Origin of the sequence: Brachyspira murdochii DSM 12563 (genome assembly GCF_000092845.1) — a bacterium.
Classification (GTDB): Bacteria; Spirochaetota; Brachyspiria; order Brachyspirales; family Brachyspiraceae; genus Brachyspira; species Brachyspira murdochii.
The window spans coordinates 1,003,311-1,017,489 of the sequence record NC_014150.1; the positions used below are offsets into that span (position 1 = coordinate 1,003,311).

At 28.2% G+C, this 14,179-nt stretch carries 10 protein-coding genes; 2 read left to right on the plus strand and 8 right to left on the minus strand.

The genetic code is table 11. The features are described from left to right. Positions 1 to 2 precede the first annotated feature (2 nt). Entirely contained in the window at positions 3 to 1,322 is a 1,320-nt protein-coding gene (locus BMUR_RS04285) for a toxic anion resistance protein (protein WP_013113373.1), read from the plus strand. A gap of 78 nt (positions 1,323 to 1,400) precedes the next feature. Here the strand turns inward: BMUR_RS04285 and BMUR_RS04290 are convergent, their stop codons facing one another. From BMUR_RS04290 to BMUR_RS04320, 7 genes are all read right to left on the minus strand, one after another. Next, positions 1,401 to 2,681: a hypothetical protein gene (locus BMUR_RS04290; protein WP_013113374.1), complete on the minus strand. Its 1,281-nt coding sequence runs from the start codon at positions 2,679 to 2,681 to the stop codon at positions 1,401 to 1,403. Between the two features lie 314 nt (positions 2,682 to 2,995). Beyond that, entirely contained in the window at positions 2,996 to 4,414 is a 1,419-nt protein-coding gene (locus tag BMUR_RS04295; protein WP_013113375.1) for a hypothetical protein, read from the minus strand. 428 nt (positions 4,415 to 4,842) lie between these two features. Continuing rightward, positions 4,843 to 6,156 (minus strand): hypothetical protein, encoded by a 1,314-nt coding sequence (locus BMUR_RS04300; protein ID WP_013113376.1) that lies wholly within the window; start codon positions 6,154 to 6,156, stop codon positions 4,843 to 4,845. A 107-nt stretch (positions 6,157 to 6,263) separates the two neighbouring features. Then, a complete protein-coding gene (locus BMUR_RS04305; RefSeq protein ID WP_013113377.1) occupies positions 6,264 to 6,653 on the minus strand; it encodes a hypothetical protein in 390 nt (129 codons plus the stop codon). Between the two features lie 49 nt (positions 6,654 to 6,702). Further along, positions 6,703 to 7,155: a hypothetical protein gene (locus BMUR_RS04310; protein WP_013113378.1), complete on the minus strand. Its 453-nt coding sequence runs from the start codon at positions 7,153 to 7,155 to the stop codon at positions 6,703 to 6,705. Between the two features lie 578 nt (positions 7,156 to 7,733). Continuing rightward, positions 7,734 to 9,119 carry a sodium-dependent transporter gene (locus BMUR_RS04315; protein ID WP_013113379.1) on the minus strand — a complete coding sequence of 462 codons (1,386 nt, stop codon included), beginning with the start codon at positions 9,117 to 9,119 and terminating at the stop codon, positions 7,734 to 7,736. A 55-nt stretch (positions 9,120 to 9,174) separates the two neighbouring features. Continuing rightward, on the minus strand, positions 9,175 to 9,738 hold the full coding sequence (locus tag BMUR_RS04320) for an OmpA family protein (protein WP_013113380.1): 564 nt from the start codon (positions 9,736 to 9,738) through the stop codon (positions 9,175 to 9,177). A 259-nt stretch (positions 9,739 to 9,997) separates the two neighbouring features. On the opposite strand from BMUR_RS04320, the gene ppdK reads away from it, so the two are divergent. Beyond that, positions 9,998 to 12,973, plus strand: coding sequence for a pyruvate, phosphate dikinase (gene ppdK / locus BMUR_RS04325; RefSeq protein ID WP_013113381.1), 2,976 nt, complete (start codon positions 9,998 to 10,000; stop codon positions 12,971 to 12,973). 81 nt (positions 12,974 to 13,054) lie between these two features. On the opposite strand, the gene BMUR_RS04330 is transcribed toward ppdK, so the two are convergent. Further along, complete coding sequence (locus tag BMUR_RS04330; protein ID WP_013113382.1) at positions 13,055 to 13,912, minus strand: DMT family transporter; 858 nt, start codon at positions 13,910 to 13,912, stop codon at positions 13,055 to 13,057. Positions 13,913 to 14,179 lie beyond the last annotated feature (267 nt).

Genomic DNA, 14,179 nt, shown 5'->3' on the forward strand with positions numbered 1-14,179 from the left:
TTATGGAAAATAATAATAACGAAAATCAACTAAACAATACAGAAGAAAATCAATCTAATAATCAAAACGGCATGACAGCCGACAATCATCAAAACACAGTACCTAACAACATGCAAAACGCATATAATCAGCAAAGCATGACAGTTAATAATATGCAAACCCCAATGACTAATAGCATTCCTATGCAAAATACAATGCCTAACAATATGCAGAACTTTCAAAATAATACTCAGCCTATTATGAATTATCAGCCGCAGAATGCTGCAGCAGAAGTATTGAATCATATGAATAATCAATTTTCTAATGAAGACTTGCAAAAGATAAACGAATTATCAAACAGTATAAATCTAAAAGATTCAGTATCAATAATGTCATATGGTTCGGCTGCTCAAAACAAAATGATTCAGTTTTCTGAAAATACTTTAAGCAATGTTATGAATAAGGATTTAGGCGAAGTTGGAGAGGCTATTACTGACGTTATAACAGAACTTAAAGGTTTTGATATAGAAAGTGAAACTAAAGGAAAAGGACTATTCGGATTTTTCAAAAAAGCTGGAAATAATTTAGGTAAATTAAAAACCAAATATACAAATGTTGAAACTAATATTGACAATATAGTAAAAACATTGGAAGCACATCAAAGAAACTTACTAAAAGATATAAGCATTTTGGATCAGATGTATAATTATAACTTGGAATACTTAAAAGAATTAGAAATATATATAGAAGCAGGAAAACAAAAACTCAATCAATTAACAGCTAATGAAATACCTGCACTAGAAGCCAAAGCTATGACAAGTAATTCCCCTCAAGATGCTCAAATGGCAAGAGATATTAAGGATTTGGCAAACAGATTTGAAAAAAGAATACATGACCTAGAACTTACTAGAGCAATATCTGTACAAACTATACCTCAAATACGTTTGGTACAGAATAATAATGTTATAATGACAGAAAAAATACAGTCTACTATATCAAATACTATACCTCTTTGGAAAAATCAGATGGTTTTAGCTATAGGGCTTCATCATTCTAATGAGGCAGCAAAAGCACAGAGGGCTGTTACTGACACTACAAATGAACTATTAAGAAAAAATGCTGAAATGCTAAAAACTTCTACTGTAGAAACAGCAAAAGAATCAGAAAGAGGAATAGTTGATATTGAAACATTAAAATATACAAATGAACAGCTTATATCTACTTTAGACGAGGTAATGAAAATACAAACAGAAGGCAGAGAAAAAAGAAAAGCTGCTGAGGCAGAATTAAGAAATATAGAAAATGAACTTAAAGCAAAAATATTAAATATATCAAAAAATTAATATAAAATTTGATAAATAAAAAATGCTCATATGTATATAAAAAATATAGATGAGCATTTTTTTATAAAATACTAAAAATTAATTAAATAAATAAGCCAAATAATGATCTTTATTTATATACTCTTTTATATTCTTATAATCGATAAATATTTTTCCGCAGCCTTTTTCATTCATTATTATGATAAATGAATCAGTTATGCCAAAAATTAAACTATCTATATTAGAATAAAAATCACTAGGGGCATTATATTTTTTTAATAATGCTTCAGAATCATTTACAAAGTCTTTAATATAAGGACTAATCAATTTTTGACTTTCCAACTCAAATGTCATAAACATATTATCTATTTCGGCAAGCTTCAAATCTTCCAGCTTTGAAACTCTTTTATATAAAGATATTGTTTTATCATCATAGTATAATATATTAAAACTTTTAAACTCTTTAAGTTCATTATAATAATCAGCATAATTATCAATATAATTTAATATACTCTCGTCCATTAATGATTTCCAATGTCTTTGTTTAGATTCTTTTACATACGATTCTACTATATTCTTATTTTCATTTATTTTATCTTTTAAAAACTCATCTGAAAACTCTTTCACTCCATTAATAGAAGAATTTATTTTTTCTTTTCCATTTATAAAAAGATAATCAAAATTAAATACATTACCTGAGAATATTCTCTCAGAACTGAATAAAATACTTTCAACATTATACAAACCAAATATGTCTGCATTATGCAGTCTTATTATTTCTGCTTCATCTTCTTTTATAATTTCAAAAGTTCCTTCTATTTTTACAGGCTCTCTTAAAGTTTTTTTAATATTATCACCAACATAGTCAACAATACTGTCATAAGGCTTAAATTCAATAATATATTCAATTTGTGATTTTGATATATTATCTAATTTTGTCTTGAATTTTATTTCAGCAAAAGTTTCAGGCTCATATCCATAAGATCTATTACCCTCTGATGAGTGCTTATTAATTAAAATTGGATTATCTTTATCATAATAATTTTTAACTCCTATTCTTTCAGATGAAAAATAAACATCATTTATAATAAATCCATTATCATTATTTATATATACCCTTCCTAAATATGGAAACACATTATCTCTAGGTAAGTATAAATCATTATAATTATCATTTTTCTTGTGTTCATAAACATAAACATATATATTGTTTACTTTATCTTTAAGCATGAAAAAATTATTTTTGTAAAATCTTACAGGATTTTTTTTAGCCTTATTTTTAGGTATATTAAGAATTATTATTACAGCAGCTACTAAAATCACTACTGCTAACAAAATTATTATATCTTTATCCATAAATTTAGTTATTAAATTTTTCATAATAGCTCCTATTATTGTTATGCTCGCCTTTTATTATTGCTAATAAAAATTGTTCGCTAATTGTATCTAGCAAATAAATTTGCTAGATGCTCACAATTTTTATATTTAGATTTCTAATATTTCATTATGTTTGCATTTTATTGTTGCTAGTGAGTAAACTTACTAGCTGACTTTGGCTTAGCTTATTAATCCTTATGTTCTCCCGCTACTAACTCGGCATATAATAACCTATTTGCTCTTGTTTAATTCTATATTCAACTTTTATATTTTAAATTATACCCTCAGCATTATATAAAAATTAATTATAAAAACAATTATTGCCTATCAAAAAAACTAAATAAAGAATGACTTCTATTTAAATAATTTTTTAAATCATTTGATGAAATAAATATTCTACTTGCAATTTTTTCATTTGTATTTTCCAAATCATAATCTTCATCGCTAAGAATTAGATTTGTATATTCAGGCATTACTATAATACCTGTATCTGTTAAAAGAAATATTAAATTATCTATATTGTCGTAAAAATAGTCGCCAACTACATAATTAGATAATAACTCTTTACTATCAATAACTAAATCTTTTAAATAGGAACTTACACTTTTTTCTCCGTTCAATTCAAATATAAAAGAATGATTTTTTACTATAGCTTCATAGCTTCTCTCATCTGCTTTTACACTTCTTTTGTATATGCATATTAATTCATCGTCATAGTATAATATATCAAAGCATCTAAAGTCTTTAAGTTTCTTATAATATATAATACCAATTTTATCAGCATAATAGGCTTTGTTTTGATCATAATGATAGAATTTTTCTATAATAAGTTCTTTATTTTTTAATTCTTCTTCAAGCTCTCTTCCTTTTTCTTCTTTGAATCTTTCATCAAAATTGTAAGCTCCGCTGATAGCCATATTTATTCTTTCTTTGCCTCTAATAAAAGGATAATTGAAATTAAATAAATAATTAGTGAGCATTTTTCTTACTTCGTCCATACCAAGATAAGCTGAATATTTATCATCAGTAAAAGTAGTCTGTTCTACTGGAATATAAAACTCTCTTATTTCCATTTCAGGCTTTCTAATAACCTCAAAAACTCCTTCTACTCTTCCGCCTTCAATATCCATAGTATATTCAATTTCTGATGTTCTTTCATAATCGAATTCTCTTTTGAATTTTATCTTTAATAAAATTTCTCTATTGTTTTCTTTTGAACTCCAACCGCCAAATTTACGTGCTTCTTTCCATGAATTTTTATAAGGATCATCGTATTTAAATTGCTTTTCTTCTAGTCTTTCAAAATAAGACATATCATAATCACGGTAAACATTAATTTGATTATTATTTAATTCATTAGTTTCACGAATCATTAACTTATTTTCGCTATTTATAAACATTTGACCTGTAAAAGAAGCAAAATATTCACGTGCAAAATTATCAAATTTTGATTTAAGTACATACTTAATTTTACCGCGATATTTTCTGTACCATTCATCATAATTATTATCTTTATATTTATAGCAATTAATATATATATTATTTACTCTATCTTTCAGCATAAAAAAACTTTTTTCATATACCAATATTTTATTTTTAACATACCATTTTTTTGCTTTCTTCTCAATTGTAAAAATTACAGCTAGAAAAATAGCAATCGATCCAAACAAAATAGGCCAGAAATAGTCACTAATAAGAAAAAGTCTTAATGGTTCCAATATTCCAAATGATATCATAAATAACTCCTATTATTGTTATGCTCGCCTTCGCCTAAAGGTTTGACTTAATAAATTAAGTCAAAGGCTTCGGCTCGCTTGTTAGTTGCTATGTTAGCCTCAGCTTAATATGATCTGCCAACTAAAGTTGTCAGTTGCTCGTTTATTGCTTTAAAAATTATTTTTTATTGTTATGTTAGCCCACACGAAGTGTGCCTACTTGGTTCGCCTAAAGGTTTGACTTAATAAATTAAGTTACACGTCTGTATCCCTGTGGGAAAGGCTTCGGCTAGCTTATTAATTATTATGCTCATAGCGATAAACTTACTTAATATATACTGACAATTTTTAAGTTTGTCAATTTTTATATTTTTTCAACTTTTTCCCGCCTTCGCTCTGCGGACTTCGTCAAAGTTGCAAAAAATGCAAATACAAAATATAAAAATTAATTATCTCCTATTAAAAAATTTAAATAAGTAATGACTTTTATTTAGATAATTTTTTAAATGATCTGTAGCTATAAATATTCTTTCTGCCGTATTTCCTAAATTCATATCTCTATCATTAAGCTCCATATTTGGGTATTCAGGCATTACTATAATTCCTGTATCTGTTAAAAGAAATATTACATTATCTATATTATTAGAAAAATTATCAGTAAGTTCATAATTAGATAATAATTCTTTACTATTAGAAACTAAATCTCTTAAATAAGAACTTATACTTTTTTCGCTTTCTAATTCAAATATAAGAGAATGATTTTTTAATATAATTTCTTTAGGTGCTTCTACTTCTACAGTTCTTTTGTATAAACATATTATTTCATCATCATAGTATAATATATCAAGGCATCTAAAATTACTAAGTTTATTATAATATGCAATACAAGTTTTATCATCAAGACAGAATTTATCTTCTAAAAGCTCATCTTTATGGTTCAATTTCTCTTCAAGCTCTTTTCCTTTTTCTTGTTTGAATTTTTCATCATAATTATAAGCTCCGCTAATAGCCTTATTTATTCTTTCTTTTCCCTTAATAAAAGGAAAATTGAAATTAAACAAATAATTAGTCATCATGTTATTCATGTCAGACCAAGCTGTATCATAGGAATCTATCTGTTCAATTGGAAGAAAAAATTCTTTTATTTCTATTTCAGGCTTTCTAATAACTTCAAAAACTCCTTCTATTCTTTTATTTTCAATATCCATAGTATATTCAATTTTTGATGCTTTTTCATAATCTAATTCTTTTCTGAATGTTATTCTTGTCAATTTATCTCTTATTCCTTCTTTTGACTCAAATTTATCTCTCTCTTGTATAGCTGAATGATTTTGTTTGAAATATATTTCTTTAAAATATTTAACATCATAATCATGATAAACTATAATTTGATCTATGTATAACGGACTAGTTTCACGAATAATTAATTCATCGCTGTTATTTATAAATATTTGCCCTGAAAAAGAGTCAAAATATTCATGTGCCCACAAATCGAAATCTAATGAAGGAGATACATCTCTCAGCTTACGGCAGGATGCCCCGTATGAATAATAATGTTCATCATATTTAATTTTATAGCAATTAATATATATATTATTTATTTTATCTTTCAGCATAAATAATTCTTTTTCATTTAACCATATTTTATTTTTAGAATACCATTTCTTTAGCGACGGTAGAATTTTACCAATATTAAGATATAATACCAGAGGACCCAGAAATACAATAAAAACTAAAATACCTATGATAAGTTCAATATCCATAAATAACTCCTATTATTGTTATGCTCGCTTGTTAATTGTTATGCTCGCCTTTTATTATTGCCAGCGATAAACTTGCTTAATAATATAATCGTTTATCGCTGTAAAAATTATTTTTTTTGTTTTATTACATTGATTATAATGGGTTCTTCGCCTCTAATATTATAAATAAGTTCAAGTGATGTATCAGTAAATTTAAATTCTGCATAATTGCCGTCTTCATCTGCAGTTTTATAATAATTATCTGACACTTTCAATAAGTTTTCATTTAGCATACCGCCTTTATAATTTTCTCCACTTATCATAATTCTTATACCTTCAGAACCTACTGTTACAATCATTTTTCTTATTTTCTCTTCAGAATTATTAGGATCTCCAACATAAGTGCCGTACCATTTAGGAGATATTACACCTGATTCTTTAGGATATGCGGATAAATTCATAACTAAAAAACTTGGAACTAATAAAGCGAATAAAAATTTTAAAATACTATTTTTCATATAACCTCCTTATTGTATCTAATTATAATTTTTCACATTAAGATATTTTTCAATATTTTTTTCCTAATTTAGGCAAATTAATTGATCTAACCTGCTCTGTTCCTTCATAAACAGACATTTCAAGTACTCCATTAGTAAATTTAAACTCCAAGTGAGCATCATTTGTAGATATAGTTTTATAATGATTATCTGATACTTTTGATAAATCATCATTTCCTATATCGCATTTTACAGCTCTGTCGCTTTCTAGTACAACATCAACACACTTTTTTACAACTTCTATTGTAGATTCATCATTAGGATAATCAATTTCTAATCCATCATAACCTACAATTACATAAACCGATTTCATATATGTTTCATTTGGCGACATAAAATATTGCCCGTATAGGTCTTCAGGAATATTTGTGTTTTCTTCTGTTTTCTTAGAACATGAAATATTAATGAATAAAAAACTTGAAATTAATAAAAATAATGAAAAATTTAAAATTCTACCTTTCATATCATATAACCTCCTATAGTATAGGATTATAAATACATTTTGTAATTATGTCAATAAAAATTTATTTATGTATAAAAATATTTGATGTTCTTTACTTAGCTTCATTATAAACTATATTCACTTCTATAAAATATAGTATTAAATTATACTAATAAAAATTATTATTAAAAAATTTTGTTTTATAATCACAAAACAAAATATATACTAAAAATTTTTAAGTTTATCAATTTTTTTATTGTTCTTTTTCCCGCCGCAAAAAGAACCAAAAAGTGCAAGTATAAAATTAATACTAAATCATACTAAAATTGTTTTACATGTAAAATAGATTATTAATTTAAGCAAAAATATAGCCCTTCGCAACTGCGGGCTGTGCCTGCTTCTTTGGGGCACCACCGAGTAGGTGCCTTGCCTACGGCACGCAGAGCGGACGGTAAAAGAAGTGGGGTGTTGCGTAGCACACAGCGTGGTGGGCAAAGCCCCGCAAATATTTTAAATTTAAAAAATTAATTTTTGACAAAATATAGTTGTTTAGGTATATATCAATTTTATTTATATTCAAAATTAAACTGACTAATTAATTAAATAAAAAACCTATTTACATAATCTATCACAAATATAGCAAGCACTATAAAAGGAAGTATATAAGACACATAAAATCTAGCCCATTTAGGAAATTTAATTCCTTTTCCAGTGTCAGCCTCTTTTATAAAATTATCCCAACCCCAGCCAAAATTTCTAGTACAGAATATAAGTATTATTATACCGCCTAAAGGAAGGAAATTATTGCTCACCAAAAAATCAAGCCCATCAGCTATAGTGCTTCCCTCTCCAAGAGGTTTTATAAATGAAAGTACATTAAATCCCAATGCTGTAGGCAAACTTAATATAAATATACTTACCGCTACGATTATAGTAGTTTTTTTACGAGGCATTTTAGTTTCAGACATAGTAAAAGCTATTATATTTTCAAATACAGCTATGATTGTTGTTAAAGCTGCCATAGCTAAAAACAAGAAGAATAAAGCCCCCCAAAGTCTTCCCAAAACCATAGAATTAAATATATTAGGCAGAGTAACAAATGCCAAACCAGCACCTTCCCCCGGATTAATACCGAAAGCAAATGTAGTAGGAAATATTACAAGTCCAGAAAGAAATGCTATTAAAGTATCAAGTCCTACAACCATAATAGATTCTCCTGTAAGAGAATAGTCTTTTTCTATATAGCTTCCGAATATAGTCATAGCACCAATACCTAAGCTCAAAGTAAAAAATGACTGCCCTATTGCCGCATAAGCTACAGAGAAAAATCCTTTTATTCCTCCGCTGAACATTTTATTAAAATCTGGTAAGAGATAGAATTTTAATCCCTCTTTAGCATTAGGCAAAGTAATAGCCCTTATTATAAGCACAAAAAGAACAAGCAAAAGTAAAGTCATCATTACCTTTGTAACTTTTTCCACTCCATTTTCAAGCCCCATCATACAAACAATAGTTGCTATTACTACAGATACAGTCATCCATAGTATTAATGTATAAGGAGAAGCAAGCACAGTATTAAAAAACTCCCCAACCTGCTGCGGATTGAGTCCTTGAAGTTTTCCAGCCGCCATAAAATAACAGTATGATAAACACCAGCCTGCTATAGTAGTATAAAACATCATAAGAAGCACACAGCCGAATAACTGTATATATCCTACAATATGCCATTTATATCCTTTTTTTTGTAAAGCTCTGTAAGAACCAGCCAAATCTCTTTTTCCAGCCCTTCCAACAGAAAACTCCATAATAAGTATAGGAAGCCCCAATATAACAAGCGATATAAGATAAAGCACAACAAATAAAGCTCCGCCGTACTTTCCTGTAATATAAGGAAATCTCCACACATTGCCAAGCCCTATGGCACAGCCTGCTGAAACTAATAAGAAACCTAATCTGCTTGAAAGTTTTTCTCTGTCATTATGCATAAGTATATACCCAAAAATTGTTATTTTTATATTGATTAATTATTATATAATAAAATTAAAGATTTGACATTATTAATTTATTTATATAGTTAGTATATATATTCATATCATTAGTATTTTCTATCAAAATAAACTCAACTCTTCTATTTTTTTTGATATCTTTATATTCACTAAGTAAATCCTGAAGTCCGTAATTGGTTAATTTGCTTGTATCTCCATTAGTTATAGATAAAAACACATTATATGAACGCTGATACGATAAATCCTCAAGATTTCTTCTGTTGTAAAGAAATAGTATATCTTTTTTATCATAACCATTTGTAATTCTTTTTATTTCATCGCTGCTGGAATGTCCTTCAATAATAATATTCATAATATTTGTACTAGCAGTTACATCACCTACATATTTCAATGTTTTTAAATACTTTTTTAAATCAAGACTGCTGCTGTTGAAATCAAATAATATATTTGTAGGAACTATTAATACCTTACCTCTTTCTGTAAGTTTATATTTATATTTGATTACTTTAGGCTTTTTGTATGTTGAAATAACTATAGCTCCATAAGCATTAATGGCTATTAAAAATGCTATAATTATTATATTAATTTTTTTTAACATTTATATGTTTCCTCTTTTTATTTTAATTATACAACAGATGAAAAAAATTTAAATATCTTTTTAATATTCGACTAAGATATATTGAAATTTTAATTTAAGTATATTAATATAATATCCATTTTTATATCATAAAAACCTAAATAATAAAAAAAATTTACATAAATATTCATAATCAAATTGACAATAAGAAAAATACTATTATACTAGTAATAGTAAGTTTAAATTTATATAAATATTTTATTTTAGAGGAGAGTTTATTATGGCATCAAAAAAGTTGGTTTACTTCTTTGGCAATGGTAAATCTGAAGGCGCTAAAGAAACTAAAGCACTCCTAGGCGGTAAAGGTTTAGGACTTGCCCAGATGACAGAAAGTAAGGTACCAGTACCTGCCGGCTTTACTATCACTACAGAAGTATGTGATTATTATTCAAAAAATAAGTCATATCCTAAAGGCTTGGAAAAACTAGTTGATGAAAATATTAAAAAACTAGAAAAAGCAATGAATATGCAGTTTGGAAATGCTGATAAGCCGCTTTTAGTATCTGTACGTTCAGGTGCTGCTATTTCAATGCCTGGTATGATGGATACTATACTTAATTTGGGTATTAATGAAAAAGTGGTAGAAGGTATAGTTAAGAAAACTAATAATCCTAGATTTGCTTGGGACGCTTATAGAAGATTTATACAAATGTTCGGTGATGTTGCTATGGGCGTTGATCATGATAAATTTGAGGAAATTTTGGACGAAGCAAAAAAATCTATAGCATCTAAAGTAGGAAAATCAGAAAAAGAGGTAAAAGATACTGATTTAGATGTTGAAGATTTGAAAGTAGTTGTTGAAAAATACAAAGCTATGTATAAAGAAGAAAAAGGCGAAAGTTTCCCAGATGATCCTAAAGTACAATTATGGCATGCTATTAATGCTGTATTTAGAAGCTGGAACAACCCTAGAGCTGAAGCATACAGAAAATTAAATGACATAAGAGGTCTTTTAGGTACTGCTGTTAACGTTCAGGCTATGGTATTTGGAAATATGGGAGACACTTCTGCTACTGGCGTATGTTTCTCACGTAACCCTGCTACTGGTGAAAACAAATTCTACGGAGAGTTTTTAATCAATGCACAAGGTGAAGATGTTGTTGCAGGTATCAGAACTCCTCAGGAAATTACATTAGAAGGCAGCTTGGAATGGGCTAAAAACAATGGCATAAGCGAAGAAGATAGAAAAAATAAATATCCTTCTCTTGAAGAGGTTATGCCTAATGTATATAAACAATTAGTAAGCTATAAAAATCAATTAGAAAAATACTACAGCGATATGCAGGATATGGAATTTACTATTCAGGAAGGCAAACTTTATATGCTTCAAACACGTAATGGTAAAAGAACTGCTGCTGCTGCTGTAAGAATTGCTGTTGAACTTGCTGAAGCTAAGATAATATCTAAAGAAGAAGCTATAATGAGAGTTAATCCTTCAGATTTGGATCAATTACTTCACCCTATGTTTGACCCTGCTGCTAAAAAATCAGCTAAAGTTATAGCTAAAGGATTAAATGCTTCTCCTGGTGCTGCTGTTGGTAAAGTAGTATTTGCTGCTGACAGAGCTGAAGAAATGAAAGAGGCTGGAGAGCAAACTATACTTGTACGTATAGAAACTAGCCCTGAAGATATTAAGGGAATGAATGCCGCTGAAGGTATATTAACTGCAAGAGGCGGTTCTACTTCACATGCTGCTGTTGTTGCACGTGGTATGGGTAAATGCTGTGTTGCAGGCTGCAGTGCTTTAGAAATTGATTATGAAGCAAAATCTATGAAAGTAGGCGATGAAACTGTAAAAGAAGGCGACTATATATCTATAGACGGTTCTACTGGCGAAGTTATGCTAGGAAAAGTTGCTACTAAAGAAGCTGAAATGTCTGAAGACTTCAAAAAACTTATGGAATGGGCTGATGCTGCTAGAAAATTAGAAGTACATACTAATGCCGACACTCCTCATGATGCACAAATTGCTAGAAGTTTTGGTGCTGAAGGTATAGGTTTATGCCGTACTGAACATATGTTCTTCAATGCTGACAGAATTAAAAGCGTAAGACAGCTTATACTCGTTGCTGAAGAAGTAAAACAATTAAAAGAAAAATTAGAAGCTGCTGAAAAAATAGGCGACAAAAAAGCTATAGAAGAGATTGAGCCTCTATATAAAGAACCTAGAAAACTTTATGATGATGCTTTAGCAAATATTCTTCCTATGCAAAGAGAAGACTTTATCGGAATATTCACTGCTATGAGCGGATATCCAGTAACTATAAGACTTTTAGATCCGCCTTTGCATGAGTTCATTCCTCATGAAGATTCTCAGTTGCAAGAGCTTTCTAGTGAAATGAATGTTTCTTTTGATAAACTTAAAGCTATAAGAGATTCTTTACATGAATTCAACCCTATGCTTGGACACAGAGGCTGCCGTCTTGGTATTACTTATCCGGAAATATATGATATGCAGGCTAGAGCTATTATTGAAGCTGCTGTTAAAGTTAAGAAAAATGGTGTTGATGTTCACCCTGAAATAATGATTCCTCTTGTAGGTACTTTAAAAGAATTAAAAATCATTAAAGACAGAATTATCAAAATAGCTGATGAAGTATTTGAAAAAGAAGGTTCTAAAGTTACATATAAAGTAGGTACTATGATAGAAGTTCCTAGAGCTGCTTTAGTTGCTGATAAAATTGCTACTGAAGCTGAATTCTTCTCATTCGGTACTAATGACTTAACTCAAATGGGCGGCGGTTTCTCAAGAGATGATGCAGGTAAATTCTTAAAAGATTATGTTAATAAAGAAATATATGAGAGAGATCCTTTCCAATCATTAGACCAAGAAGGTATCGGAGAGCTTTTAAGAATAGGTGTTGCTAAAGGAAGAGCTGCAAATAAAAAACTTGTTATTGGTATATGCGGTGAGCATGGTGGAGATCCTGCTACTGTTATGTTCTGTAATGATATAGGACTAGATTATGTAAGCTGTTCTCCTTACAGAGTACCTATAGCAAGACTTGCTGCTGCTCAGGGGGCTATAAAATCTAAACCAGCTAAAAAATCTGCTGCTAAGAAAGCTCCTGCTAAAAAGGCAAGTGCTAGTGCTAAAAAAACAGCCGCTAAAGTAGAAGTTAAAAAATCTGCTGCTAAAAAAGCTGCTGTTGCTAAAAAAACACCTTCTAAATCTTCAAGTAAGAAAAAGAAATAATAATAAAATATTTATATAAATAATAAAGAGGGGCTTGCAGTAGTAATCTGTAAGCCCTAATTTTTTAATAAAATTAACTAATCATCTCTTACTTCCAATAACCATAGTAATAGTTGAAAGTATTATCAAAACAGAGCCGATAACTATATTAAAAGTTAAATCTTCATTATATATAAAAATAGAAGCTGCAACTGTAGTAGTAGGTTCAAACATATTAAGTATCGATGCTAGAGAAGAGCCTAATTTTTTTACTCCGTAAAGTAAAAGACCTAAAGAAAATATAGTGCATAAAAGTGATACAGCAATAAAATTGTAAAAAACATTAATATTGTTTAAAACCTGCAAAGAATTTGTAAATATTCCAGCTATAAAAAAGGTTAAAGAAACAATCAAAGACATATAAAAAAGAGAAACAATAGTATCAATACTAGAAAAGCTGCATTTTTTATTTGCAACTATATAACTTCCGTATGTAACTGTTGTAACGAGTGCATATATTATTCCCAAAAATGATTCCACCCTTACAACTTTTGTAAGAAGAACTATTCCAGAAACAGCAAACAGCATTGAAAGTATTTTTAATATATTTATCTTTTCTTTAAATAAAAATATCATTATAAGTAAAACTACAACAGGATACCCGAAATGTATCATATTGCTAAGTCCTGCCGATATATAAAGCAATGACTGCGACAAAAAGAAAAAAGTAAGTCCAAGTCCTGTAATACTGAATATTAATAATTCTATAAATTGTCTTTTTGTTATCTTAAAACTTTTTCTTGTAACAAGTATTATTATAAACAAAAAAACAGCAGTAAAAAAATATCTATAAAAAACTATAGAAAGAGATGAATAATTATATGCTATAATATTTTTAACAAAAATTGGTAAAAACCCATAGGCAATAGAGCCTATTATAACTAATAAAACATTTAACATTGAAATCCTCTATAATTAAAAATTTAGAATAAAATATTTGAATACAGTTTAAAATTTATGAAATAAAAGAAATTATTAATGCATATATTAACCCTAAAATTAATTATGATTATTAATCATATACAATATTTTTAATAAATCAATAGAAAATATAAAATTATGTATTTTATTCATTAATTATTTACTTTTAAAAATCAATTTTTTCTACTTTATTATATTTACATTTTATGTTATTATTGAGTTTTAATAAAAAAATGTTATTAGTTT

What these genes read in the sequence shown, in the direction of transcription:
- BMUR_RS04285 (WP_013113373.1), top strand. Translation starts at nt 3, where the DNA reads ATGGAAAATAATAATAACGAAAATCAACTAAACAATACAGAAGAAAAT.
- BMUR_RS04290 (WP_013113374.1), bottom strand. Translation starts at nt 2,681, where the DNA reads ATGAAAAATTTAATAACTAAATTTATGGATAAAGATATAATAATTTTG.
- BMUR_RS04295 (WP_013113375.1), bottom strand. Translation starts at nt 4,414, where the DNA reads ATGATATCATTTGGAATATTGGAACCATTAAGACTTTTTCTTATTAGT.
- BMUR_RS04300 (WP_013113376.1), bottom strand. Translation starts at nt 6,156, where the DNA reads ATGGATATTGAACTTATCATAGGTATTTTAGTTTTTATTGTATTTCTG.
- BMUR_RS04305 (WP_013113377.1), bottom strand. Translation starts at nt 6,653, where the DNA reads ATGAAAAATAGTATTTTAAAATTTTTATTCGCTTTATTAGTTCCAAGT.
- BMUR_RS04310 (WP_013113378.1), bottom strand. Translation starts at nt 7,155, where the DNA reads ATGAAAGGTAGAATTTTAAATTTTTCATTATTTTTATTAATTTCAAGT.
- BMUR_RS04315 (WP_013113379.1), bottom strand. Translation starts at nt 9,119, where the DNA reads ATGCATAATGACAGAGAAAAACTTTCAAGCAGATTAGGTTTCTTATTA.
- BMUR_RS04320 (WP_013113380.1), bottom strand. Translation starts at nt 9,738, where the DNA reads ATGTTAAAAAAAATTAATATAATAATTATAGCATTTTTAATAGCCATT.
- ppdK (WP_013113381.1), top strand. Translation starts at nt 9,998, where the DNA reads ATGGCATCAAAAAAGTTGGTTTACTTCTTTGGCAATGGTAAATCTGAA.
- BMUR_RS04330 (WP_013113382.1), bottom strand. Translation starts at nt 13,912, where the DNA reads ATGTTAAATGTTTTATTAGTTATAATAGGCTCTATTGCCTATGGGTTT.